The organism is Micromonospora purpureochromogenes, from assembly GCF_900091515.1.
GTDB classification, from domain to species: Bacteria; Actinomycetota; Actinomycetes; order Mycobacteriales; family Micromonosporaceae; genus Micromonospora; species Micromonospora purpureochromogenes.
Genome location: NZ_LT607410.1, coordinates 283006 through 305950 on the forward strand (window position 1 = coordinate 283006; position 22945 = coordinate 305950).

At 68.9% G+C, this 22945-nt stretch carries 17 protein-coding genes, 1 tRNA gene and 1 pseudogene; 12 read left to right on the forward strand and 7 right to left on the reverse strand.

The genetic code is table 11. The features are described 5' to 3' along the window. Positions 1 to 4 precede the first annotated feature (4 nt). Together GA0074696_RS01250 and GA0074696_RS32710 are read left to right on the forward strand one after the other, a co-directional pair. On the forward strand, positions 5 to 5995 hold the full coding sequence (locus GA0074696_RS01250) for an ATP-binding protein (protein WP_157745751.1): 5991 nt from the start codon (positions 5 to 7) through the stop codon (positions 5993 to 5995). 165 nt (positions 5996 to 6160) lie between these two features. Continuing rightward, positions 6161 to 6950 (forward strand): annotated as a pseudogene (locus GA0074696_RS32710) (IS5 family transposase); the annotation flags it as partial. A gap of 86 nt (positions 6951 to 7036) precedes the next feature. On the opposite strand, the gene GA0074696_RS01260 reads toward GA0074696_RS32710, so the two are convergent. The 6 genes from GA0074696_RS01260 to GA0074696_RS01285 all read right to left on the reverse strand — a co-directional run bounded on the left by GA0074696_RS01260 (position 7037) and on the right by GA0074696_RS01285 (position 12288). Beyond that, positions 7037 to 7111: transfer RNA gene (locus GA0074696_RS01260), tRNA-Lys, on the reverse strand. 207 nt (positions 7112 to 7318) lie between these two features. Then, positions 7319 to 8431 (reverse strand): helix-turn-helix domain-containing protein, encoded by a 1113-nt coding sequence (locus GA0074696_RS01265; RefSeq protein WP_088959394.1) that lies wholly within the window; start codon positions 8429 to 8431, stop codon positions 7319 to 7321. A 69-nt stretch (positions 8432 to 8500) separates the two neighbouring features. Next, positions 8501 to 9151 (reverse strand): GNAT family N-acetyltransferase, encoded by a 651-nt coding sequence (locus tag GA0074696_RS01270; RefSeq protein WP_088959395.1) that lies wholly within the window; start codon positions 9149 to 9151, stop codon positions 8501 to 8503. Positions 9152 to 9178: 27 nt separating this feature from the next. Beyond that, complete coding sequence (locus GA0074696_RS01275; RefSeq protein WP_088959396.1) at positions 9179 to 9859, reverse strand: GOLPH3/VPS74 family protein; 681 nt, start codon at positions 9857 to 9859, stop codon at positions 9179 to 9181. 12 nt (positions 9860 to 9871) lie between these two features. Continuing rightward, positions 9872 to 10885 (reverse strand): acetamidase/formamidase family protein, encoded by a 1014-nt coding sequence (locus tag GA0074696_RS01280; protein ID WP_088959397.1) that lies wholly within the window; start codon positions 10883 to 10885, stop codon positions 9872 to 9874. Continuing rightward, a complete protein-coding gene (locus GA0074696_RS01285) occupies positions 10882 to 12288 on the reverse strand; it encodes an APC family permease (protein WP_088959398.1) in 1407 nt (468 codons plus the stop codon). Before GA0074696_RS01285 ends, GA0074696_RS01280 begins: the two co-directional genes overlap by 4 nt. Positions 12289 to 13290: 1002 nt before the next feature. Between GA0074696_RS01285 and GA0074696_RS32385 the strand changes: the two genes are divergently transcribed. After that, positions 13291 to 14478: an alpha/beta hydrolase family protein gene (locus GA0074696_RS32385; protein ID WP_088964286.1), complete on the forward strand. Its 1188-nt coding sequence runs from the start codon at positions 13291 to 13293 to the stop codon at positions 14476 to 14478. On the opposite strand, the gene GA0074696_RS01300 is transcribed toward GA0074696_RS32385, so the two are convergent. Next, complete coding sequence (locus GA0074696_RS01300) at positions 14451 to 15836, reverse strand: helix-turn-helix domain-containing protein (RefSeq protein ID WP_088959399.1); 1386 nt, start codon at positions 15834 to 15836, stop codon at positions 14451 to 14453. The two genes, GA0074696_RS32385 and GA0074696_RS01300, sit on opposite strands and share 28 nt — an antisense overlap. Before the next feature lie 269 nt (positions 15837 to 16105). On the opposite strand from GA0074696_RS01300, the gene GA0074696_RS01305 reads away from it, so the two are divergent. From GA0074696_RS01305 to GA0074696_RS01340, 9 genes are all read left to right on the forward strand, one after another. Then, a complete protein-coding gene (locus GA0074696_RS01305; protein ID WP_088959400.1) occupies positions 16106 to 16810 on the forward strand; it encodes an SDR family NAD(P)-dependent oxidoreductase in 705 nt (234 codons plus the stop codon). Next, on the forward strand, positions 16807 to 17607 hold the full coding sequence (locus GA0074696_RS01310) for a class I SAM-dependent methyltransferase (protein WP_088959401.1): 801 nt from the start codon (positions 16807 to 16809) through the stop codon (positions 17605 to 17607). Before GA0074696_RS01305 ends, GA0074696_RS01310 begins: the two co-directional genes overlap by 4 nt. Then, entirely contained in the window at positions 17607 to 18530 is a 924-nt protein-coding gene (locus tag GA0074696_RS31580; RefSeq protein ID WP_231925222.1) for a hypothetical protein, read from the forward strand. The genes GA0074696_RS01310 and GA0074696_RS31580 overlap by 1 nt, the downstream gene beginning before the upstream one ends. A gap of 23 nt (positions 18531 to 18553) precedes the next feature. Beyond that, positions 18554 to 19093: a hypothetical protein gene (locus GA0074696_RS01320; RefSeq protein ID WP_088959402.1), complete on the forward strand. Its 540-nt coding sequence runs from the start codon at positions 18554 to 18556 to the stop codon at positions 19091 to 19093. After that, positions 19090 to 20283, forward strand: coding sequence for an NUDIX domain-containing protein (locus tag GA0074696_RS01325; protein ID WP_088959403.1), 1194 nt, complete (start codon positions 19090 to 19092; stop codon positions 20281 to 20283). The genes GA0074696_RS01320 and GA0074696_RS01325 overlap by 4 nt, the downstream gene beginning before the upstream one ends. Next, positions 20280 to 20987, forward strand: coding sequence for a hypothetical protein (locus GA0074696_RS30610; protein ID WP_157745752.1), 708 nt, complete (start codon positions 20280 to 20282; stop codon positions 20985 to 20987). The genes GA0074696_RS01325 and GA0074696_RS30610 overlap by 4 nt, the downstream gene beginning before the upstream one ends. Beyond that, positions 20981 to 21322, forward strand: coding sequence for a hypothetical protein (locus tag GA0074696_RS01330; RefSeq protein ID WP_088959404.1), 342 nt, complete (start codon positions 20981 to 20983; stop codon positions 21320 to 21322). The genes GA0074696_RS30610 and GA0074696_RS01330 overlap by 7 nt, the downstream gene beginning before the upstream one ends. A gap of 15 nt (positions 21323 to 21337) precedes the next feature. Beyond that, entirely contained in the window at positions 21338 to 22120 is a 783-nt protein-coding gene (locus tag GA0074696_RS01335; RefSeq protein ID WP_088959405.1) for a nucleotidyltransferase domain-containing protein, read from the forward strand. 67 nt (positions 22121 to 22187) lie between these two features. After that, on the forward strand, positions 22188 to 22931 hold the full coding sequence (locus GA0074696_RS01340) for a serine/threonine-protein kinase (protein WP_088959406.1): 744 nt from the start codon (positions 22188 to 22190) through the stop codon (positions 22929 to 22931). Positions 22932 to 22945 lie beyond the last annotated feature (14 nt).

The window sequence follows — 22945 nt, forward strand, 5'->3', positions numbered from 1 at the left end:
TGAGATGGCTTCCTCGTCACGGCGCCACCGGCGCCGGAACCCGCGTACCTGCGCCCACGAATGCACCCACATCGGCCCGGAACTGGCGGCAGCCCGCGACGACGCGGTCGCAGCACTCAGAAGCGAACTGGACAAGCTCACCGACCCGATCGGGACCGCGCTCGAATCCCTCAGCGGGGAGCAGTTTGCCAGCCTCGTCTGGCAAGTGCCTCAACCAGGCAGGACCGACTTCCTGACCCACTTAGGAGTCCCGCCCGCAAGGCGGCCCACCGCCACCGCCGCTCGCATGGGTCTGAACAAACTGCGGCATTGGCCGAAACACCAACGCGACGATGCCGCCCTGTTCATCACCCACCCTGTCGCCGACCGCCTCCACGCGCTGTGGAAGAAGAACGCGGCTGGCGGCGAGCAGCAACAGGAAGATGCGCTGCGGGAGGCGCTGACCCATGACCCGAGTCAGACCAACACCCTACGGCTGGCGCTGATCTGTCACAGCCCTAACACCTGGGCCATGACCGTGGCGCTGCGAGTCGGCTTGGACGCTGCGCTGGGGCACCCGGACTGGCCGCAGACGGCGGTGGACGACATCACGACGGTATGCCGGCGCGTGGAGTCGGTACGGGCGCAGGTCGCCGCCGCTCACGCACAGCAGCCGCACGACAACGGTCCGCACGACGACAATGAGATCGGTGACGATGAGACCGGTGACGAACCCTGCGGTGCCCAAGCCGACGAGGACGCTGCACTGACAACGCCGCCCAGCTCGGGCACGGAACTGATACCCGAAGGACCCAATACCGTGTCTGGTGAGACCGACAACCTCCAACCCGTCTCCGACGGCGATGCGGCCGGATCGGGAGAAGACCTCGCCGCCGCCGCCGCGGACCTAGTCGAACGTCAAACGCAGGCGCGGCTGGCCGCAGCGACGCTCACGGACCTTCTGCACCGCGGTGAGATCCCGCCCCTGGGCGCCCTCAACCCGGTTGCCGCGTTCATCCAAGCCGCTGACCGGGTGCGCGACCTGCTCAGCGGACCGGACCAGACCATTCCCGCTGACGCGACTGTCGAGTACCTGCTCACCGCGCTGTCGGTCACCGCCGACCTGAACGACCAGCGGTCCCGGCTCGCCGATTTCAGCCGGCTCACCGGCCCGGACACCGAACGCGACCGGATCGGCAAGGCGGTGGTCCTGGCCACCGCACTGCAGCAGATGCCGGTGTGGGGACCGCAGCAGCAGGAGCACGTCACCGGACTGTTGAGCCTGCTCGGTCTGATCGACGCGGCTGCGGCCAAGGACATGCAGGCGCTTCCCGCCGCCTTCGCCAGCGTTGAGCAGCACCTTCCGGACAACATCGCCGCTCTGCGGATGCCGGCCCTCGGCGGCCAGTTACAGATCACCGGGACCAACTCTGATGCCGACGGCGTCCCGGCCGCAGAAGACACTGCGCCGGCACAGGACCCGACACCAGCTGCCGCCGCGCCGGAGCCGGTGCGGGAGCCTGCTGTAGTAGAGGGCACCGCCGCCACCACAAAGGCACTCTCCACCACCGGTGTTCCGGTCGTGCAAGCGCCACCTGCGGCCAGCACACCTGCCACCGTGACCCCGCCCGCCGGAGAAGACGAGCCCGCCGACACCGCCGCAGGACGTGAACTCGTCCGGCAACTGCTCGGTGCCAGCCGCCTGAGTCTGGCCCACCACGCCGCCGCCGCGTGCGGTGACCGGCACCGCGCCGACGCGCTGCGTATCCTGACCCTCGCCGACGCGGTCCGCAGCGAAACGTCTCCGACCGCTGGCGCGCTGCGGACCGCGTTGGAAGGCGAACAGGGCGGTGCCGCGTCGGGTGACACCGCCGCGCAGATGTTGCTGCTGGCCGGAACGGTGCGGGCCTGTCTTGTCACCGCCGACGCTGGAGCCGGCCGGATCGCCAAGACGATCGCCGCGTCCCTGCATCAGCTACCGGCCCTGGCCATGATCGCTGACGCGATCGGGACCGCGACCGAGAAACGCCTCCTGTACAGCCCGGATGTCCTCGCCGCTCTCGCCCCGATCGCCGGAGCCGCCAACGACATCGCCATGACCGTCGAGGCCGCCCAGTCCGAGGTCAGCCGGCCCCGCAACCTGGACTTCGTCCGGGCCAGCCAGATCGCCGACCTGTGGTGGGCCCCGAACGGTGTCATCGGCCGGATCCTCGCTACCGCCGCCGCCGACCGCCGCTCGGAACTCGAAACGGTCGCCGAGCAGCTGCGGCTGTTCGCCAAACGGCAGTACGTCGACGACCTGCTCAACCAGGAGGACGCACATCTGCGTTCGGGCAGCAGCCGCCAGCTGCAGGGCCAGCAGCGCCGCAAACTCAAGGAGATGGTCGACCGGTCGGTGACCGCCGTCCGCGCATGGGCCGACGCGGTCCGCGCGAACCAGGCCGCCGCCCAGGGCCCCGTACCCGCCCACCTGGCGAAGCTGCGCCTCGACGTCCTGGTGCAGTGGCCGGCCGCCGAACACGAGTTGCAGAATCTGATCACGGTAGCCGCCGACATGCCGTGGATGCTGCAGGCCGAGGCGGCGCAGGCGTGCCTGACCAGCATGCGCGGCAGCGTCGGCATGCTCGACGGTGACAAGCCCGCCGGCCCGGACCGTGACCCCGACGTGGTCGTGCACCAGGGCCTGCTGCGTTGCGCAGCGCTACCGTTCACCGCCGATGGGGTACCCGCCCGGCCGGTCACCGTCGACGACGTCCGCACTGCAGCCAACACCAGCTGGGAAGACGCATTCACACAGCGGATCGCCGAGGAGGACTACGCCACCGCCGCGCTGATAATCGACGCGGTCACTGACCCGACCCAGAGCCGGGCCATGCACGACCGGCTCGCCTACGCAGCCGCGCAGACCTTCGACGAGCTGACGACCCTGCACCGCGAAGTGTCCGGCGATGTAGCCCGCGCCACCCGGCTCGGCCAGCTCGACGAGATCGCGAGCACCGCCATGAACAGTGCCCTGGCCGCCGCCGACCTCGGCCGGATCGGTGGCCCGCCACAGAGCAGCAACCTCAGTGAGTTCCGCAGCCGGCTCATGGACGTGCGGGCCCTGCTGCCCCAGCATCTGCAGGAGGCCCAGAAGGCCCTGCGCAAACGGGCCGAAAACGAGGTCCCGGCCGGCCCCGACCGGCAGCAGCGGCTAACTTCGATCTACGCCCGCATCGACGCGGGCGACCTGTCGACCGCCGAGGAATACCTGCTCGCCGCAGTGCACGGGGAGGCGCCGCCGACCGCTGAGCCGTCCGACGACCTGACCCGATTCCTCGGACTCACCGTACAGGTGGCCGGCGGCCTGACCCGGGGGATGGTCAACGCGATCCGCTACGGAAAACCGCAGGCCTCGCTGGGCGTGACAAACCTGTCCGCAGCACAGCGAACCACCGCCGACACACTGCAAATGTGGCTCGACATGCGCGACATCCGGCATAACAAGGTGCAAAAGAGCAGCCTGATGGCGGCGCTACGACTGGCTGGTATCGAGTTCGCCAACATGCAGCCGCTGCGGGAACTGTCAGCCAGCTCCCGCCGCGCCTGGTGGGACCTGACCGGGGTACGACGGATCGGGGAGACCCCCGGCGTGCCGCAGTTCAGCCCGTCGGCCGGTGAACGACAGCGGATCATGCTCTGCTGGGGAGAGCCGGACGTGCGGGCCATGTTCGGCTGGATCGCCCAGGATCCCGGCACCGACCTCCCGGTCATCGTGCTGCTGTTCGCGGCGATGACCCCCGACCAGCGCGAAGAACTCGCCATGATGTGCGCGCAGCGCAGCGAGAAGCCGGTCATCGTCATCGACGACATCGCCATGCTGCACTTGGCGCTGCACGGCAGTGGCCAGTTCATGGCCACCGCCCGGACGTTGCTGCCGTTCGCGGCTGCCAACCCGTACGCCCCGGACGGGCTGGCAGCCCTTCCGCTCGAGATGTTCTTCGGACGCCGGTCCGAACGCGCCGACATCATCGACCCGTACGGCGCGAACCTGCTCTACGGCGGCCGGCAGCTCGGCAAAACGGCCCTGTTGCAGGAAGCCGCCCGCGCGTTCGCTCGCGTTCCCACGAACCTGCCCATCTACGTGACCCTGCACAACGTCATCGGCACCAAGGTCAACCCGCTCACGCTGTGGGACAAACTGTCCGAGAAGCTCGCCGAAGAAAAGATCCTGCCGCCGAAGAAGACCCGCGACCCGATCAAGAACGTCACCACCGCGATCAAAGCTTGGCTGGGCGAGAACCCGACCCGGCGGATGCTGCTACTCATCGACGAATGCGACGGGTTCTTCGACGCGGACGCCGAGCTCGGCTTCGAGCACGTCACCCATCTGCGGAACCTGCGCGACGAGACCAGCCGCCGATGCAAGCCGGTCTTCGCCGGCCTGCACCAGGTACAGCGGTTCGCGCATCTGCCGAACCAGCCGCTGGCCGGCGCCCACCTCGGTGAACAAATCGCGATCGGCCCACTCAGCCCAGAACCGGCGTATCAGCTGCTGTTCACCCCCATGGAAGCCCTCGGGATCAGGTTCGCCTCCGACGAGCTGATCCACCGGATCCTCGCCTACTGCAACTACCAGCCGAAGCTGCTGCAACTGGTCGGCAAGGCCCTCGTCTCCTCGGCGCTGTCCCGCCGTGACGGCGGCCCCTACTACCTGATCGACGAGAAGCTGCTCGACCAGGTCCTCGGATCCGAGTCCCTGCAGCAGCGGGTCCGGCAGACCGTCCGCCTCACCCTCGACCTGGACTCCCGGTACAAACTCATCGCCCTGGTCGTCGCGTACGCCGCACTTGAGCACGGCGCCGACCACACCATGACGACTTCACAGCTGCGTGAGGAATGCCAGAGCTGGTGGGCGGCCGGGTTCGCCCGCCAGGAGCCCGCCGAGTTCCGGTCCCTGCTCGACGAAATGCGCGACCTCGGTGTCTTGGCGGTCACCGCCGGCACTCGGTGGCGGCTGCGTTCCACAAACGTGCTGCGACTGCTCGGCTCGACCAACGAGATCTGGGAAGAACTCTGCAGCTCGCAGTGGCGCAACACGGTTACGAAACTGTCCACCGAACAGGCCCGCGGCCACCTCGACAACGGGCTCGTTTCCCCCTGCACCGAGCAGCAGCTGTCCCGGATCGTCAGCCGCACCACCGGCAGCACCGTACGCGTAATCGCCGGAACCCCCGCCACCGGTGTCGACCGGGTCCGTGACCTGCTGGAACACTCTCGGAAAGGGTTCGGTGCCCGGTTCGACCTGACGGTACCGAACGGCCCTCAGGCGTACGGGAAGGCGTTGCGGGGTGGTGAGGCAGGAGGTCGGCACCACGTCGTCCTGAGCCAACTGCTTGCCGCGAAACCCGACACCGTCGCCGAATCGATCGCCAAGGCGATGCAGGTTCAGCCGACGGCAGGCACGACCCGTACCGTCGCTGTCCTCGTCGACGTCAACACCCCGGGGATCCTCGATCTGCTGACCGGCTCGGACTTCGCCGTCAGCAACGACGACGTGATCACGCTGCGCCGGGCCACCGACATCGGACTGCGCGGCTGGCTGTCGGACAACGAGCTGATGAAGACGTTCACCGACGCGACCAGCCAGGCCGAGCTCATGACCGCGACCGGCGGCTGGCCGCTCCTGCTGGACCTGGCCGCCGCCAAGGCCCGCGAGTACACGAGCACCCACAAGGTGTGTGACCAGGTCACCGCGTACCTGACGGCCGCTGAAGGGGCTGCCGAGTTTATTGAGGCGACCGGACTGCGAACCGACTCTGATGCCGGAGACTCTTTCCAGGGCCTGATTGACTACGCAGGCCCGGTCACCTCCGACGAACTGGTCGAGTTGTGCGCGGTGACCTGCTCGGATCCGGTACGCACTGCCAGGATCCTGCAGATCCTCGACGTAGTCGACCAGAGCGACGTCGACGGGCGCTGGACACCGGAACCCGTTACCGCCGCCGCGTGGCGGCGGCTGCACGCACCCGCGTAGCCGAGACCGCCAAGCCCGTGCCGCCGGTAGTTGTCGTCCTAGACGGCGACAACCGGCGGCACGGGCGACAGCTTAGGTCCCGGTAATCGACCAGTGCCACGCATCTGAATACCGGTTGGCCAGCCCGTATTCGTCGGCCTACGCACCCAGCCATAGGAAGCCGGTATGGCCCGTTCACTGATCATCTTCCTCGCGCCACTGCGCCGAGGGGGAAGCCAGGACGCCCGCCGAAATGAAGCAAGCGGGCAGCTCATCGATGGGATCCGCTGGCGGGCACGGGTGTGCTCGCCCTGGCGGGAGGTTCCGGAGTGTTACGGCCATGGCAGACGGTCTATGGACTATTCCGCCGCTGGCAACGCGCCCGGGTGTGGCAGCGGATCGTCACAGGGCTACAGACCCAGCGCCCGGGCGGCCGATCTGATCACCTGGGACGTCAGCGTCGGCTCGACCATCGCTCGGGCGCATCAGCATGCCGCGGCGCCCGCACCCAACCCGAGCGGCAGAAGGAACCACCGGGCGGGGTTGAGGACGAGCCGGCTGATCACGCGTTGGGCCGGTCGCGGGGTGGCGGGACCACGAAGCTGCACCTGGCCCGCGAGCAGGGCCGCAGACCCCTCGCGATGCTGCTGACCGGGGGGCACCGCGGCGACAGCCCGCAGTTCACCCGGATCCTGGCAAGCATCCGGGTCCCTCGGCCCGACGGTGCCGACCCCGCACCCGATCAGACCGGGTTTTGGCGGACAAGGCATACAGCTCGCGCGGCAAGCAGGCGGAACTACGCCGATGTGACATCCCGGCCACGATTCCGATCAAGATCGACCAGGCAGCCGGTCGCCGCAAGAAGGGGTCGAAGGGCGGTGGGCCACCAACCTTCGACCCCACCGTCTACCGGCAGCGTCACGCCGTCGGGTGCGGCATCAACCAGCTCAAACGCCACCGAGCCGTCGCCACCCGGTAGGACAAACTCGCCGTCCGCTACCAGGCCGCACTCCAGCACCCGAAAAACCTTGGTCGCGCCCGCAGCGTTTGTGCAGGCAGAAGTGGTGGGCCGCCTGGGACTCGAACCCAGAACCTAAGGATTAAAAGTCCTCAGCTCTGCCATTGAGCTAACGGCCCGTTGGGCCATCAGGTTACCCGATCACCCGCCTCCGGGTTGAGGTCCGCCCGGGCAGCGCGGGTGAGGTGAGGCCGTGAGCGCCGGGCCGCAGAGCGGGCTCTGCTGGATCAACTGTATGCCCGTCGGATTCGGTGAACGTCGGTATCTGGACCCTCGGCTCGTCGCTTAGCCCTCCGGTGCCGGGTTCGCCTCCGGTCGGGCGGCTGTCAGGTGGCGTGCTGGTGGCCGCCGCTCGCGCAGTCGTCCCAGATGCGGGTCAGGTGCCGGGTCATGCGGGCGGTCGCGGGGTGTGCGGGATGTTCACGGCGGTGGGTGGTGATGGTGTCGGCGAGGAGGGCGCGGGCGGCCTGGCAGTGGCCGAGGTCGTGCAGGACGAGCGCGGTCGTGGCGTGGATGGCGAGGGTCCGGTGGGCCTGCGGGCCATCGGTGTGGGCGAGGTGCTCGGCGAGCTGACGGTAGAGGTGGTAGGCGCGTTGGTGGTGCCCGGCGCGGCGCTGGGCGGCGGCGTGCAGGTGCAGGGCTTGCAGGCTTGCGGGGTGGGTGGGCCCGTGCAGGTGGGCGGCGCTGTGATGGGCGTAGGCGGCCCAGGGGATCGCGCCCGCGAGGTGGTCGAGGCGCAGGTGCAGGTCCGCGAGGAGGGTCGCGGCCTCGGCATGAAGGGGATGGGCCGGTGCGGTGGCAGGGTCGACGCCGGTGAGGACCTCGTGCAGGAGCTGCCGGGCGCGTAGCGGATCACGCCGAGCGATGTCGCGGGCGGTGGCGACGCGCCGCACCCGTTCCTCGTCGGTGTGGTCGGGCGGGAGGGTGGGTGTCGCGCGCCAGGCGAGGGTGATGTCGCTGGCGGTGGTGCCCACGGTAACGCGGGCGAGGACGCGGTGCGCGTGGGTAGCGGCGAGGTGCGGGGATGTTGGCGTGCCGGTGGCGGGCAGGATCCGCGTGGCGTACCGGAGCATGGCCCGGCCGACGGTGTCGGTGATGGCCGCGGCGTCGAGGGGCCGCACGCGGCAACCGGGCTGGCACTGGTAGGCCTGCCCGGCGTCGGGTAGGTCGGCGCGGGTCATCGGCTGGTGGCACATCCTGCAGTGCAACAGCCCCGGCGGCAGGAGAACCTCCCGACCATCGGCGACGGCGTCTCCTTCCCTGCCCGCCTGCGGCGGGGTGGTGGCTTTGGAGACCCACTTCTGCACGAGGCGCGGGTCGAGGTTCAACTGGCGGGCAACGGTGGTGACCGCGCCGTAGGCCCTCACGGCGCGGGTGTCCGCGACGCGCTGGACGGCGGCGTCGATGAGTTCCGGCGGGTATCTGCGAGGGAAGGCCATGGTGTGGATGTCCGTCAGGGATGCCGTCGTCAGCTGGGGGTTCTCGTCTCGGGGTCGATGACGGTGGGGCTAGGCATTCAGGTCCTGCCGCCGGTGATCGGCCGGGCGGGCGGCGTTGATCGGGACGGCGCCACGGCGGTCGGGGTTGCGGCGCATGGGCTGCAGGGTCGGCCCGTCGGGCAGGGTGATCGCCGGTCGCGCGGTGTAGCCGTGGCGGGTGTACAGGGTATGGGCGTCGGTAGTGGTGTCGGCCCAGGATGGCAGGTCGATGCGGTCGAGTCGGCGTCGGTGGTGGGTGAGCATCGCTGTCGCCCGTCCCGCGTCTCGGGCGTCGGGGTGTACGGCGAGGAACGCCAGGTGGTAGTGCGGTTCAGTGGGCCGAGGCTCGGACAGGAGGGTGTCGAGTTGGTCGAAGCGGTCGGTGTACGGGCCGGCGGCGTCGGTGAGCCGGTGGCGGTAGTTGGCCGGTGGTGGGATGGGCCGGTAGCGGTGGAACCCGACGGTAGCGGCGCTCAGGTCGTCGGTGAGGTGAATGTCGCCGTAGAACATGGCGTGTTCCACCCAGATCGCTGCGACGTCGGTGAGCACTCGGCGCCGCAGCGCGGGGTCGGGTACGAGCCATGCGGCGAGCGGGGTGGGGTGCAGGGCGGCGGCGATCAGCGTCGCGGCGGGGTCTTTGTCCGTCCAGCGGGCGGCGCGGATATGCACGGCAGCGTCCATCAGGTCGGTCTCCTTGTCATTGAGCGATCAGCGGTAGGCGGCGGTGGCGAGGTCACCGACCGCGGCGTCGACGGCGGCGGTGATCTCACGTATCGGCCGGTGGTGCTGTTCGGCGACCGCCCGAAGCTGGCCGGTGACGGCCTTGGTGTCATCGAGGTACAGGTGGGTGGTCAGGCCGAGGACGGCGACGAGGCCGGCGAGGGCGGCGGTGTGGTTGTCCGGCGGCTCGCGGCCGGCGGCGAGATACCGCAGCCGGGCTCGGGCCACGACCGCCCATTTGCTGTCAGTGGCGAGGTAGACCTCGCGGCGGGCGAGGCCGCCCAGCCGGCGCCGGCTGGTGTGGCGGAGGATTCCGCCGGCGTGCAGGCCGGCGCGGGTGCGTTCGTACAGGTCGTCGGCGAACGACGACAGCCATCCCCGCAGCATCGGAGCGGGGTTGGCGTAGCGGACGGAGGCGATCGCGGTGTCAGCGATCAGGTCGCCGACAGGCGGGTCATGACGCAGCCGCAGCCGCTGATTCCCGCCTGAGCGAGCGTCATCGGTGTCGTCGAGGACGATCCGTCCGGCCAGGAACAGGTCGATCAGGACCGCGCCGGCCATCCCGAGGGCGAGGGCCTGGCGGTGGATGTGGGGTTGGCCGGTGTCGTCGTTGTGGCCGAGCAGGAACAACTCGTCACGCAGCGGCAGTTGCGGAATGGACGCGGTCATCGCACCGGCTGCCTATCCCCGCCCGGCGGTGCGCTGCCGCAACCGGGCGTGCACCCCGCCGTACGCGGCAGCCGGGGACGGCAGCAGCGCCTTGTCAACGGCGGCAAGGACCGTGTAGTTCGGGTCGCACACGTTGCCGATCGGCGCCCGCCCCGCCTGCGACACCAACTGGTAGGCGTCGAGTTCCTCCAAACCCGTGAGGTCTCTCGTCCAGCCGACCAGATCGCGGTGGGCGATCCGGTAGGCGTCCTCCAAGGGGCGGGCGCAGCCGACCGACGTGATTGACGTATCGGTCTCCAGGCGGGGCCACACCGTCGAGGCGCTCTTGATGACCTCGATGGTCAGGGTGGTGGTTGTGGCGATTTCCACCCCGACGCCGCAGGCTTCGCCTTCGCCTTGGCGGGCGTGCCCGTCGCCGAGGGCGAGCATCGCCCCGTGCACGTTCACGCCCAGGTAGAGGGTGGTGCCGGCGCGCAGCTCCGGGGTGTCCAGGTTCCCGCCATGCATGTCGGGGACGATCGTGGAGCGGGCCTCGAACCCGCCGGGGGCGACGCCGATGGTGCCGATCGTCGGGTCCAGGGGCAGGTCGACGGAGTGGTCACTGCCCGTGGCGTGGAAGCGGACCGTGCCGGCCTGCCGGTTGAGGTCGTACAACCACACCCGCTCCTCGAGAGGCGGCTGCAGGGTGGCGGTACGGGAGGTCGAGGTCAGCGCCCCGAAGTGCGGGAACGTCGACGACACACCCCAGTCCCGGGCCGGTTTGATGGCGGCGAGGTGGATGGCGAGGGTGTCGCCGGGCTCGGCGTCCTCGACGAAGAACGGCCCGGACACCGGATTCAGGTACGGCATCCGGCACACCTGAGACGGCAGGTCCGCCGGCCCGCGGACGAGACCGCCGAAGCAGTCCTCGGTGAAGACCTGCAGCACGTCGCCGGAGCGGACGTGGGCCACCGGCATCCGGCCTCCGAAGGTGTAGGCCAACTCGTCGCGGGCGGGACGGTAGGTGATCGTGTCCATGCCGGTCACACCCGCTCCACGTCACGCGCCTGCGGCTGCGCGGGCGCCAAGCCGGACAGCACCGGCCGGCGGCCGGACAGGTACAGGCCAGCAAGAACGACAACCCCGAGGGCTAGCCAGGCCAAGCCGAGGCGCTGCGCGGCGATGTTCGCGTTGACCACCACGTAGGCGAGGATCACGAACCCAATACCGGGCATGACCAGGTGCGCCCACCAGTTGCCGCTACGTCGGCGAATCAGGTGGTGCACGACCACGGAGACGTGCAGGACCAGGAACGCGACCATCGCCCCAAAGTTGATCAACGATGACAGCAGCGTGATCCCGTCGGCGCGGGTGGCCATGTACAGGCCGAGCACCAAAGACACGGCGCCGGTGAGCAGGGTGGCGTTGATCGGCACGTTGCGGCGGATGGACACCTTCGCCAGGAAGGCGGGCAGTTGCCGGTCGCGAGCCATCGCGTACAACAGCCGGGACGTGGCGACCTGGGCGACCATCGAGTTCGGCAGGCCCCACGCGATGGCCGTCGCCACCGCGCACAGGGTGGCCAGCCAGCCCCCGCTGGCCACGGCCGTGGCGTCGTAGAAGGCGGTGCCGCTCACGTCGCCCTCGGCCAGCAGCGCGTCGGAGTCGGGAACGAGCATCGCCGCCAGCCACGTCTGCGCGATAAACAACACCCCCGCCAAGGCCAGGACGGCGCCCATCGCACGGCCGATCCGCCGGGAACCGCCCTTGGTCTCCTCGGCCAACATGCTGATCCCGTCGAATCCCAGGAAGGACAGCACCGCGATCGACACCGCCCCCGCGACAAGGGACCAGGTGAAGGTGTCGGCGTTGTAGAACGCCTCCCAACTGAACCGGCCCCTGCCCGAGGCGAGGGCCCAGCCGGCGACGGCCAGGAAGATCGCCAGGACGATCAGCTCGCCGACGAGCATCACGCGGGTGACCATCGCGGTCATCCGGATGCCGACCGAGTTGACGATCGTGTTGACCGCGACGAACCCGAGCAGCCACAGCCACACCGGCACGGCTGGAACGGTGGAGTGCATCGCCACGGACGCCACCAGGTACAGCAGGCCCGGCACGAGGACGTAGTCGAGCAGGATCACCCAGCCGGCCAGGAAGCCGACCGGCGGGCTGATGCCCCGGCCCGCGTAGTTGTAGACGCTTCCCGACATCGGGAACGCCTTGACCATCTGCGCGTACGAGAACGCAGTGAACACCAAAGCCACCACACCGCCCGCGTACGCCAGGGCCACCATGCCGCCGGAGCCGGCGTACACGCTGCCGAAGATCGCCATCGGCGCGATCGGCACCATGTACACCAGCCCGTACGCGACCAGGTCCCGGAACCGCAGCCTCCGGGCCAACTCCTGGCGATAGCCGTAGCGCGCCAATTCCTCCTGTGGTTGCATCGGACCCCTTCATTGAAGTCGTTATCGGCGGACGGAACATTGATTGCTGCGCCGCCCGTGAATGACCTTTCCGCTTTGAATGGTGGCTCGATTCGAATGGCTTGGTCGATACCGAATATGCGGACAAGAATTGTTGTCCGCATCGACGTTGCCCCCGCTAGAACGAACGGGCCGGCGGGCAGTTTGCGAGGGGACATCCAGCGGCAGGGGCAAGGCGCTCGGGCGTAGAGTCGCCACGTCTGAGCACTCGCGCCGGCCCGGAGGACCGAGACTCCCTGGCCTTGCCGGTGCCCCGGCGACTGGTTGACGAGCCCGCCGTCGTCCGGTCGCATGGAAGCTGTTCGAGGAGGACCCGTGAGGCTGGCGGACAGGAACGCTGAAGTGTCCGTGGACGACGCCGTCTGCGCCTCGGTGAGCTATGACCAACTGCGTACCGGTGCTGACGGCCTGTACTGGTTGGAGACTCGCCCCGAGGCCGGCGGGGGTGCGACGGTGACACGTTGGCGGCCCGGCGAGGGCAAGCGTGATGTCAGTCCAGAGGGCTTCGATATCAGCAGCGGCGTTCACGCGTACGGAGGCGGATCGTTCGCTGTCATCGAGGGGACGTTGTGGTGCGTCGGCGGAGATGGCCTCTACCGGAGCCGTCGTCACAGCGAGGAACTCGACCTGGTCAGCCGCGGATCCTTCGGTGACCTGACGATCGGTGACGGCGAGTTGTTGGCTGTGCGGGAGTCGGAGCAGGGTGACGAACTCGTCGCGGTGTCTCTCACCGGCGCTCCGCAGATGCGGACTCTCGCCGTATCCCGGGGGTTCCTCGGCGCGCCTCGGCCGGGTCCGGAGTCGTTGGCCTGGACCGCGTGGAGCGAGCGCGACATGCCCTGGGATGCGTGTGAGGTGTGGGTGGCCTCCTACTCGCGGCGTGGTCAGGTCGAGGGCCCAGTGAAACTGGCCGGTGGTCCGGATGAGTCTGCGGTGGAGCCGCGGTGGGGACCCGACGGGGCGTTGTACTTCGTGTCGGACCGCAGTGGCTGGTGGAACCTCTACCGGTGGGACGGCCTCAAGGTGGAGGCGGTGGCACCGATCGCGGGTGAGTGCGCCGCGGAGCCATGGGAGCTGGGTTACGCGTCGTACGGCTTCCTCGACGACGGTCGGATCGTCGTGGCGGTGCAGGAGGGGCCGCGACACCGCCTTGTCGTCATCGAGCCCGGCGGCACTGTCCGCCCGGTCGACCTCCCGTACACGTCGATCAAGCCGTACCTGGCCGTTCGAGGGAGGACGGTGGCGTTGATCGGATCGTCACCGACCGCAGCCCCGCAGGTAGCGCTTGTGCACCTAGCTGGTGCCGATCCCCAGGTGGAGGTGCTTGCCAGGTCGGAGCACGCCGCACTCGACGGGGCGCGAGTATCGACGCCGACGGAGCTGCGCGTTCGAGTGGCGAGTGATCGGGAGGTGCTTGCCCTGGTCTATCCGCCGACGGGCTCGGCGGCGGACTGGCGGGCACCGGTGATCGTCCGGGCGCATCCCGGGCCTACCGCCTCCTGCCTGCTGCGCCTGGACTGGCAGACGCAGTTCTTCACCAGTCGCGGGTTCGCCGTCGTTGATGTCGACTACCTGGGTAGCACCGGATACGGCCGGGCGTTCCGGGAATCGCTGTACGGCCGGTGGGGTCTCGACGACGTCGATGACTGCGCGGCGGTGGCGGTTCACCTGCTGTCGACCGGGCGGGCGGCGCCCGGGCAGGTGTTCATCCGTGGTGCCAGCGCCGGCGGATACACCGCGTTGCACGCGGTGGCACAGGACGGCCCGTTCGCCGCAGCCACCGCCGTGTCGGCGATCGTGGATCCTGACCGGTGGGCGGAGACGGTGCCGCGGTTCCAGCGGGCGCACGCGATGCGGCTGCGAGGTGGTGCCGGCCGGGTCCGTGCCGCCGCTGTCCAGCGGCCGGTGCTGCTCATTCATGGCACCGCCGACGAGGTGGCCGTGGTCGAGGATGTGCGCGAACTCGCCGACGAGTTGACGTCTCTCGGCATGGCGCCGGAGGTCTTGCTCCTTCCTGATGTCGGTCACTACGTGGCGGCGTCCCGTCGAGCGGGTGCGGCGCTGGAGGCAGAGCTGGCTCACTACCGCTCGGTGATGGCGGATGCGGCCAACGGTCACGGGGGTTACACAGCGGCCAGCGGTAGTCGGTGACGCACGTACTCGCCGAACTCGCGGACCTCCGGCTCGCACCGGTAGGGCTCGAGGTCGGCCTGTACCTCGACGATGCGCTGCAGGCAGCGGTGTGAGGTGGTTCGTGCGGCGTAGTCAACTGCCTCGCGTGCGGTGGCGCAGGCTTCGTCGATGCGGCCGGCAGCGGCCAGGGACGAGGCCAGGAGCGCGGTGTCGATGGCGAGCCGCCGGACATGGGTGGGGCTCAGCGCGTTGAGGGCGTCGCCCAGGTGCCGCTGGGTCTGCTGCGGTCGGCCCAGGTCGTGGAAGCAGTGCGCGATCTCGTCGGCGAGGTACGCCGCGTCGAAGTACCGGATCCACGCCGGCTCGTCCTCGAGCCTGCTGCGGGCCAGTTGCCTCTCCGCGACGTCGAGGTGGGTCAGGCAGTCGCCCTCGCGCCCAAGGCGGGCGTGCGTACGCGCCACCACCGCGTGCAGCGCGGCTGCCACAGCAGGCGTCGCCTGGGCTTCGCTTCCTCTCACCGCCGTCAACGCCATGCGCCGTGCCGGCTCAGGGTGCCCGCAGTGCAGCGCGAGGTGGCCAATATTCACGGCGAGCAGGTAGCTGCCGTACAGGCGGTCATCGGCAGCTTCCGTCAGACGCAGAGCGCGAAGGTAGCGGCGCTGCGCGAGGCCATGAGCGCCGATGTCGACCGCCTGGTAGCCACACAACTCGAAGAATCCCGCCGCCAGGGTGTAGAGGTGCCGACCAACAGCCTCGGAGATGGGAGTGTTTGCCAGCAGCCGATTCAGTTCGCCTTCGACATACCGCTGCACCTGGGCATGGACTCGTCCGGCGCCGTGGGTGTGGTCCAACTGCCGGAACATCGCCAGAGCGGTCTCCACCGAGTGAAGATCCTCATCGTCAACCTGGTCAGGCGAACCGGGTCGTCCGGCCACGGGCACCCGGGGTCCCGCCGGAGCGTTCAGCCAGTCCAGAGCGGCGCGATCCAGGACACCAGGTTGGAACGGAACCCGAGCGACCATCTCGGCCAGCCCCGACGTTTCTGCCGGACGACCGGACAGCACGCTGCTGAGGCCGCCGCCACCGGCTGGTGAGGCGGTCGGCTTGCCTTCGCTGGTCCGGTTCTTGTCGAGCAGCGGCAGCAGGCGCATCAGGGAGCCGCCGGTCGCCAGCGCCTTGTCGCAGGCCTCGACGAACTCTCGGGAGGGGAACCGGTCGGCCGTCTCCACACGACGCACCAGATCGGCACTGAAACGGATCATGGTGCCCAGCCGCGCCTGCGAGAGATTGGCGCGTTCGCGGAGCCGACGCAGTTCGGCGCCGAAGAAGTGGCGCTCGGACAGGGACGGCTGGAGCGCCCGCGGGGTCTGGCCCATGGCACCGCCTTTCGGGCTGCTCGCAGCCTTATGGCATTGAGCAGCGTGGACATCGCGCACATAGGGTCACTCAGTGTTCAGCGCGGCGCAACCAGGAACGCCGGGAACAGCGCAACATGGCCGCCAGCCAAAAGGCGCGCCGTATGCGGACAACCACTTCGTCCGCATGCTCGGCATTCACGACAGCCACTCTGAGGGCGAGTGTGAAGAGACGGGGCGCGACCGCTCGTCAGATCCGCCCTGGCTTTTCACGACCCTGGGAGGTGCCAGTGGAGCACGAGACAGTTCCATCCGCCCTGATCGTGACGGGTGCCGGGCGGGGTATCGGGCTCGCCACCGTGCGAGCGATCACGAGCAGGGGCCTCCCCGTGTACGGGCTCGATATTCATGTGCCCGCAGACGTTCCACGCGGAGACCAGGGCCCTTCCTGGCACGACGTTGACGTCGCGGACGAGCAGCAGGTGCGGTCGTTCTTCGCCGATCACGTCAAGCCGGGATCGTTGGGTGGGCTGGTGAACTGCGCGGGAGCGGTGGAGCGCACCTCGATCATCGATGCGGACGTCGCGGAGTGGGAGCGGATGCTCGCGGTCAATCTGAGCTCCGCTTTCCTGGTGATCCGTGAGTTCGTCGCGTACGCCGCCGCTCCTGCCGCCATCGTCAACGTAAGTTCCGTCAACGCCCACTTCGGGCACCTGGAGCGACTCGGGTACGCGGTCGCCAAAGGCGGCGTGGAGGCGCTCACCCGAGTGACCGCCCGGCAACTGGCCGACCGAGGCATCCGCGTCAACACGGTCGTGCCGGGCGCGATCGCCACACAGATGACCCCCGACAAGGCCGCCGGTCACCGCTGCCTTCTCAGGCGCTGCGGTGAACCGGAAGAGGTGGCGGACGCGATCACCTTTCTGCTGTCGCCGAGGGCGTCGTACATCACCGGCAGCACGCTGCACGTCGACGGAGGACTGGGACTGCGATGACGACTACCCACGGCGGTATCACCGAGATCGACTACGCGGCCATGATTCGCGCGCTGAACCAGATCCACTACGCGGGTGAGACGTCGTTCTACGACACCGCACCGCTGCGTCCCTGCGAGGAGGCGCTCTACCACCGGCTCGACGCGGGAGCGCGGATCCTCGATGTGGGGTGCGGTGCCGGTCGTGTGACCCGGGCGATAACCGCACTGGGTGGCAGCATCGCCGGCGTCGACATCAACGAGGCCACCTTGGCCGCTGCCCGGGTCGCGTGCCCGAACGGCACCTTCGTGCTCGGCAGCATGAACGCCCTGCCGCTACCGGCAGACAGCTTCGACCAGGTGTGGTGCCTCCGCTTCTCCTTCAACGCGCTGGCCACCGAGGCCGAGCGGGTGGAGACCCTGCACGAGATGTGGCGGGTGTGCGCCCCGGGAGGCACCGTCCTGGTGGAGACGTTCAACTGGCACTACGCCGGCCGGTTCGGGCTTGTTCGTATCGCCAACCTGCTGGACCTGGCCGCGCGCGCTGCGCGATGGCGGGGGCAGCGTCTGACCGGCTCACGGCCGCTGCCCACGCGCGACATCATCTATCTCGCCAACAAGGCCAGCGGAGCGGCGCCCGGCTACGCCCACCTCACCACCGCCCAGGAGCTGTATCTCCTCGCGGCAGCGTGCGGCATCCGGCAGTACGCGACCGTGACATCGGAGGAGGGTGTCGTGTCGACCCCGGCGCCCCCGGTGCGCGGCAGACACCGTCGGTACTCGATGTGGCTCGTCCTCCGTAAGCCCGGGGAGCGGTGATGAGTCTTCTGAAAGCCGGCAACCGCGCGCTGGAGATACGGATTGCTGAGTCGGCACCACGCTGCCTGCGGCGCTTTGTCGCCCGACTCGCTGACACAGAGCTGCCGACAATACCGACCGGGCAGGTTATGCAGGTACGTGGTGGACACCAGACCCGGCTGACCGTCGACGTCGACAGAGGTGAGGTCCTACTGGAACTGGCTACGGACCTAGCTGGCGATCCCGCCGCGCTGGAGATCGGGGTACTCCAGGCCGCGGCACGATCCGTGGCCGTCATGAAGGACGTAGAACTGGCGCTCCTGCACGGGAGTGCAGTGACCGCAGACGGCGGACGGTCCGCCATAGCGGTGCTGGACGGCGGACGTGGGCAGGGCAAGACGTCCCTCGCGCTGGGCGTGGCCGCTCGCGGAGGCAGCCTGCTGGTCGACGAGTTCGCCTTCACCGTCTTCCCCGGCGGCCAGCCCTGCGTCGTACCCATGCCCACCCTGCCCTGGCACGTACGCGCCGACATGGCGCCGCTGCTGGCACCCCACGCCACCGAACGGCTCCTCTACCCGGTCGATCTTCCCGCCCCCACCACGGACGGAAACCGCCCACTGCCACTGAACCTCATCGTCATTCCGGATCACGGCCTTGCGCCCGGCGAGCTGCGTGAGGCGCCAGCTCTCGCCGCCCGGGATCTGCTGCGCGCCGCTGTGAACGACCACGAGGCGAAGCTACGCGACCCGACTCTGGACCACGTCTCGATCTTTTCCTCGGCCGACGATGTCACCATCAGCAGCAGTCTTCCCGCATTCAACTCCGGGGAGAAGGCGCTCGACGCACTGGCCGCTGTACCGGTCATCCGCGTCGGCATCGGCAACCCAGATGATCTGCCCGCCAGCGTCACCGCGGTGATCCGCCGGATAAGGGGAGCATCGTGATGCGGCAGCCAGACACACCTCCGATGCTCCTCCTCGCCGGTACCAGCGAGGCCGGAAAGTCGAGCGCAGGCGAGTATCTGGCCGCCCTCGGCGCGCACCGCGTCAAGATCAGGAATATCCTCGTGCGACTCACCTCAGGCCGACAGGCCTACCACGAAGGGGTGGAGACCCGGGAAGACTTCGGGTACGACGAGTTCGTCTCGAAACTCCTCGAACTGCCCGACGGTGGCGAGACGCCCTTGGCAGTCGAGAGCTTCATCGATGCCGGTTTGGCTACGACTGTGAAGCGAAAGTGGCCGGCGCCATGCTCGATCATCTTCATCACCGCACCAGAACTCGTCCGCGTCAGGCGCCTGGCAGAGGCCCGGGGGCTGACCGCCGACGAGGCTCGACGCATCATCCGACGCAAGGACGAGCGGAAACGCGTCCACGAACAGATCCCGGCCTGGCGCGCCATTACCGATCATTGGGTCGACAACACCGCCGACATCATCACCTTCAGGGCTCGTCTGCGCGACGCGTTCCAGAGCATCCAGCCATTCTCGGGAGGCCTCCAGCCATGACTCGTCGATACGCCTCCTCCGGTGCCGTCGTCGCAACCGAGGACCTCAGCTCCCCTCACATCCTGCTCCTCGATCAGATCCGCAAGACCGGTGAACGACAGACCGTCGCCCCCAAGGGCCGACTGGAGCCGGGCGAGGCGCCACTTCATGCAGCCAAAAGGGAGGTGGCCGAGGAAGCCGGACTAACCGACACGCACTACAGCGCGTATCTCGGGCAGGAGGCATACAGGTTCACCGACAACGACGGCACACCAGCCGCGAAGACCGTCGACTGGTTCCTATTCACGACAGCCACCACCGCCACGACGCCGGCCCGGGACGAAGGCTTCGTCCAGGCCCGCTGGCTCGACGCTCTCGCCGCCCGGCAGGCCGCCAGCCATCCCCAGTTCCAGCAGATGCTGGATCGCGCCCTTGCCGTCATCACCTGGCGTGCCGCTCATCCCCTGCCGTTCAGCCGGACACTCAGCCGCCTGGTCAACCAGGTGGCAGCAGAGGCTCAGGCCGCCATCGCTGGACATCCGGATGCCGGAGTCGGGTTGTGTGGATCCGCGGCACGAGGAGACTTTATCGAGGGCTGGAGCGACGTCGACTTCATCGCCTGGAACCTGCCCCCCACGTCGGCCGCCGCCACGGCGCTCCACGAGATCGTCAGCGAAGCGGCCCAACGCCACGGTCCTCGCGCGTCCCTGCACCTCGCCGACAGCCACGGGGGCGACGCCCGTCGCCTCGGCCCGCTGTACGACATGAAAATGCATTCGGTGGTGCGCCGCGTAGGGCTCGACACCGCCGTGATCGCAGGTGCTGCCCCTACCCCCACCACCTCTCCAGAACTGACCGACCTCGCTGGTGACCTTGCCGTACTGCACGAGTTCGCCGTCACCCGTCTGGCCGCGAGCCACCGCACAGGATCGGAACGCGAGGACACCGCACGCCGGGTGTTGTCCGTCCTGTCGAGCGCCGGTCGGCTGCTCGTCACACGCCGAGCGCCAGAAGTAGGCCTGCGGCTTCCCGACGTGATCGAGGCGCTACGCGACCGGCCCGACAGCCAGCTCAGACTGCTCCTCGGGGACTACGACGCCTACCGCCGCGCAGGCGCAAGCGACATAGAGCAGGCCGAGCGGCTCGCCGCCCGCGTGCCGGGTGCGCTCGCGGCCACGAAACGCGTGATCGAACAGTCGGCATCCCGATGATCATTTTCGTGGACGGGATCGATGGCAGCGGGAAGACCACCCTCATCAGACACCTTGCCGCTGCCCTCAACCGCAGTGGCACCGAAGCAGCCGCCTTCAGCCCACTGTGGCGTTACCTCCCCACGATCGCCGCCCCGGAACAATTCGCCTCTTGGGTCGTCAGCACCACAGGTATGGAAGTCGCCGAGCCGCTCATCGGGGCAATGATCGAGCGTCTCGACGACCTCCGCGGCCTGAGCGTCGGACAAAACCGCGTGCACCTGGTTGATCGGGGACCGAAAACCGTCTACGCATCTGCCCGCGCCCACGCCAGCGAACGACGCGCGGCACTCGAACCCCTACGGAAACGTCTGGCCGTCTCGGTCCGAGCACTCAACCACGTCCAACCGTGCATGGCAGTCGAACTCGGGGAAGGCGAGGAAGCGCTCAAAGTCGCCCTGCCGCGCCTCACGTCGTCTCAAACCGTGACGCCCCGATACCTGAGGTATTTACGATCTTTCGCCACAGAAATGCACACCGGCGGCGACTGGCCGGGACTGCCAACACAACGACTACACGTTTCCGGTCCGATCGAACTCAACTGTGCAGCGGTCATCGAGTCCCTCCGCCTTCCATCGGCCAGCAACGACGATCCGGCTTCTCCCTCCGTGACTCCTCGACTGGCTTGCGGAAGCGCCTCGACAACCCAAGCGGGACGATGCTGATCATCGGCAACGTCTACGGTGAGTCCATGGCACACCCGCTCGCGCTGACGCCGCGGCTCATTGAGGAGCGCGACGACCTGATGGTGTGCCGGCCGCCGTTCAAGGCGCACTTCACCTTCGGTGCCAGGGTCGACCACGCGAGCACCAACGGCAACGCCGACCGGCTGCTCCGCGTACCGGCCACTACAGCGGCACAAGCGCCCCTGGACGACGGCCGGAGTTCTCGGTCCAGCATCGCCGCCAAACGGCGAGCGTCCGCGGCGCCGACCGCCGAACTCGGCCGAAGCAGCCGGCGACCTCCGCGAATCCGTACGGGCAGCAGTGCTTTTGGGTAGCTGGGACCGACCGGCATGAGTCAGCGCAGGCCCGCCGAGGCGCCATTGCCGCCCCTGCGGAGGGAAGCTGCGCCGTTGACAGCCGTGGTTGAAGCCCGTGCGGCCTGGCTCGCTGCCACCGTCGACGTGCTACAGCAGCGGCGATTCGTGGACGCGGCATGGCTCGTGGGATCCCTCGGGCGCGGCAGCGCCGACCCGTACAGCGACGTCGACCTCGTCGTGGCCGTCGACGACACCACACCGCAGGACGTATTCGATGACCCGGTCGCCGGCCTGCGGTTGCCCGGCCCGGCGCTGTTCACCAGAGGCAAACCCCGCAACGCCCCAGCCGGCGGCGGCTACCTGACCGCGTGCGTCGAGCTGGCCACCTTGCCCGTCCTGGTCGATCTTTACCTGTGGCCCACCGCCACCGCCGCCCTCCCCGCCGACGGTCGGCTCCTGCTGCACCGCACGCCACCACCGCCGCGCACCGACTTGGCGTTCATGCCGCTACTGGACCGGCACCGCACCCCGGACACCACCGGCGCCGACCCGAACCACCCGGCCAGCTTTCTGATGCTGGTGCAGCTGGCCGCCAAGTACCTCGCCCGCGGTGACCAACCACGCCATGCCGCCATCACCCGACATCTGGATCTTCCATCCGGCGCCGACACCGTCATGCTGCGGCAGATCCTCGACGAGCGCATCGAACCGGCCGCCGCCCGGCAGTTGCGTCCCGCCATCGCCGCGGCCCACCGCCTCCTCGACCTTGTCGACACCGTCATCGGCGGCGCACTGCCGCGGGACGACCCCTCGTGAGATGGGCCGGGGCGGTTCGTGACGATCAACAATCCACCGGCCGTGTGAGGGCGTAGCGTTCGCCATCATGTCCGACCTGCCGCTCGCGTCCGCGTTCACGGTCTTCGACGGGCATGATTCCGGCTGCTTGTCCTACGGCGTCGAGTCCGGCGGGCGTCGCTGGTTCGTGAAGAAGGCCACCACGCCGCAGGCCCGGCTTTCGCTGGACCGGGCTATCCGCCTGCACGCGGCGGTTGAGCACGTGGCGATCGTCCGTCCCGAGCGGGTCCTCGACGGTCCCGACGGGCTGACACTGGTGTACCCGTGGCACGACGGCAACGTGCTCAACCACGCCACCCGGAACGGCTCGGACCGTACCGCGCTGGCCCGTTTCCAGCGGCTTCCGCTTCCGGAGGTCGCGGCGGCTGTCGACGCGATCCTCGACGCGCACGTGGCCGTCACGGCTGCGGGCTTCGTAGCCGTCGATCTGTACGACGGCTGCCTTCTGTACGACTTCGACGCCCGCCGGATGCGACTGATCGACCTGGACGAGTACCGACTCGGACCTTTCGTCCTCGACGCCGACCGTCTCCCCGGCTCGCGCCGATACATGGCCCCCGAAGAGTTCGTCCGCGGCGCGGTCATCGATCAGCGCACCACCGTGTACACCCTCGGCCGCGCGATCCACCAGCTGCTCGACTCCCCCGACGGCTGGCGGGGATCCCCGGCGCAGGAGATGCTGACGACGCGCGCGACCCGCGCGATGCCCGCCGACCGGTACCCCGACGTGGCGAGCCTGACGGCGGCGTGGCGCTCCACGTGGACGCCGTAATGGACAAGGTGGTC